At 58.3% G+C, this 2836-nt stretch carries 2 protein-coding genes; both read left to right on the forward strand.

Annotation, left to right across the window (positions count from 1 at the left end):
* Window positions 1–367: helix-hairpin-helix domain-containing protein (locus tag ACP7A2_RS22345; RefSeq protein WP_426135983.1), on the forward strand; the 367-nt coding region annotated here is incomplete at its 5' end.
* 27 nt (window positions 368–394) lie between these two features.
* Window positions 395–2836: translation initiation factor IF-2 (gene infB, locus ACP7A2_RS22350; protein ID WP_426135984.1), on the forward strand; the 2442-nt coding region annotated here is incomplete at its 3' end.

Genomic DNA, 2836 nt, shown 5'->3' on the forward strand with positions numbered 1-2836 from the left:
ACAGGTGCTGGTAGATGAAGGCTTCACCAGCCTGGAAGAGATTGCCTACGTACCGTTGGAAGAAATGCTCAACATCGACGGCTTTGACGAAGACACCGTCAACGAGCTTCGCGCTCGGGCCAAGGATCGTTTGTTGACTAAAGCCATCGCTACTGAGGAAAAGCTGGCAGACGCCCATCCGGCCGAAGACCTGCTCTCGCTTGAGGGTATGGACAAGGATTTGGCGATGGAACTGGCGGTGCGCGGCGTAATTACCCGCGAAGACCTGGCCGAGCAGTCTATTGACGATCTGCTCGACATCGACGGCATTGACGATGATCGTGCCGGCAAGTTGATCATGGCCGCCCGAGCCCATTGGTTCGAGTAACTAGGCGCGGCCTGAGGAGAGAAGTGCATGACGCAAGTCACGGTGAAACAACTGGCCGATGAGGTCAAAACACCGGTAGAGCGCCTGTTGCAGCAGATGCGTGAGGCAGGTCTGCCGCACACCGGCGCCGATGAAGGTGTTAGCGACAGTGAGAAGCAGTCTTTGCTGACTCACTTGAAGAGCAGCCACAAGGCGAAAGTGGAAGAACCGCGCAAGATTACATTGCAGCGCAAAACTACCAGCACCCTGCGTGTTGCCGGTAGCAAGAGCATCAGCGTTGAAGTACGCAAGAAGAAAGTCTTCGTACAGCGCAGCCCGGAAGAAATCGAAGCCGAGCGCAAACGCGATCTGGAAGAGCGTCGCGCAGTAGACAATGCTGCTCGTCAGAAGGCTGAAGAAGAAACCAAGCGTCGCGCCGAAGAAGACGCGCGCAGCCAGCCTGCTGCAACGCAAACTGCTGCTGAAGCAGTCGCCGCGCCTGTTGAAGCCGTGCGTGAGGCCGCTCCGGTTGCCGCTGCACCTGCTCCTGCAGCTGACGCCCGCAAGCGCGAAGAGCCTCGTCGTCCGGACAAACCACGTGCTGACGATAACAATCGTCGCGGTGGTGGTGGCGGTAGCGGCGATGGCGAGCGTAAAAACGCTCCGCATCGTGCTTCGGTTAAAGAGAAAGCGCCTGCTCCACGCGTTGCCCCACGTACTACCGACGAAGAAAGCGATAGCTTCCGTCGTGGTGGTCGCGGCAAGGCCAAGCTGAAAAAACGCAACGCTCACGGTTTCCAGAGCCCAACCGGCCCTGTCGTGCGTGATGTGCAGATCGGCGAGACCATCTCTGTAGGCGATCTCGCCAATCAGATGTCGGTCAAGGCAGCTGAAATCATCAAGTTCATGTTCAAACTGGGTACTCCAGCGACCATCAACCAGGTGCTTGATCAGGAAACTGCTCAGCTGGTAGCCGAAGAACTGGGCCACAAAGTGACCCTGGTCAGCGACACCGCCCTGGAAGATTCCCTGGCCGAGTCCCTGAAGTTTGAAGGTGAGACGTTCTCCCGTGCGCCAGTTGTGACCGTAATGGGCCACGTTGACCACGGTAAAACGTCCCTGCTCGACTATATCCGTCGTGCCAAGGTAGCTGCTGGCGAAGCCGGCGGTATTACTCAGCACATCGGTGCGTACCACGTTGAAACCGAACGCGGCATGGTCACTTTCCTCGACACCCCTGGTCACGCCGCGTTTACCGCAATGCGTGCCCGTGGTGCCAAGGCGACTGACATCGTGATCCTGGTAGTTGCAGCGGACGACGGCGTGATGCCGCAGACCATTGAAGCTGTCCAGCACGCCAAGGCTGCGGGTGTTCCACTGGTTGTTGCAGTGAACAAGATCGACAAGCCGGGCGCCGATCTCGATCGCATCCGTAGCGAATTGTCGGTTCACGGCGTGACCTCCGAAGAGTGGGGCGGTGATACGCCATTCGTCTCGGTGTCGGCGAAAGTCGGTACCGGTGTAGACGAACTGCTCGAAGCGGTCCTGCTGCAGGCTGAAGTACTCGAACTGAAAGCAACTCCATCGGCCCCAGGCCGCGGTGTTGTGGTTGAATCGCGTCTCGACAAGGGTCGTGGCCCGGTTGCAACCGTTCTGGTTCAAGACGGTACCCTGCGCCAAGGCGACATGGTGCTGGTCGGTTCGAACTATGGCCGTGTACGTGCCATGCTCGACGAGAACGGCAAGCCAATCAAGGAAGCCGGTCCTTCCATCCCTGTCGAGATCCTCGGCCTGGACGGTACCCCGGACGCTGGCGATGAGATGAGCGTGCTGTCCGACGAGAAGAAAGCCCGTGAAGTGGCTCTGTTCCGTCAAGGCAAGTTCCGCGAAGTCAAACTGGCTCGCGCTCACGCTGGCAAGCTGGAAAACATCTTCGAGAACATGGGCCAGGCAGAGAAGAAGACGCTTAACATCGTCCTCAAATCTGACGTCCGTGGTTCCCTCGAAGCGTTAAACGGCGCCTTGAACGGCCTGGGTAACGACGAAGTGCAAGTGCGTGTTGTGGGTGGCGGCGTAGGTGGTATCACCGAGTCCGACGCTAACCTGGCACTGGCTTCCAACGCTGTACTGTTCGGCTTCAACGTGCGTGCCGATGCTGGCGCACGGAAGATCGTCGAGCAGGAAGGCCTGGACATGCGTTACTACAACGTCATCTACGACATCATCGAAGACGTCAAGAAAGCCCTCACCGGCATGCTTGGCAGCGACGTTCGGGAGAACATCCTGGGTATCGCCGAGGTGCGTGACGTGTTCCGCTCGCCGAAATTCGGCGCGATCGCTGGTTGCATGGTTATCGAAGGTGTTGTGCACCGTAACCGTCCAATCCGTGTACTGCGTGAAGACATCGTTATCTTCGAAGGCGAGCTGGAATCCCTGCGCCGCTTCAAGGATGACGCTTCCGAAGTACGTGCCGGCATGGAATGCGGTATT

Origin of the sequence: Pseudomonas sp. PWP3-1b2 (genome assembly GCF_049896045.1) — a bacterium.
GTDB classification, from domain to species: domain Bacteria; phylum Pseudomonadota; class Gammaproteobacteria; order Pseudomonadales; family Pseudomonadaceae; genus Aquipseudomonas; species Aquipseudomonas antarctica_B.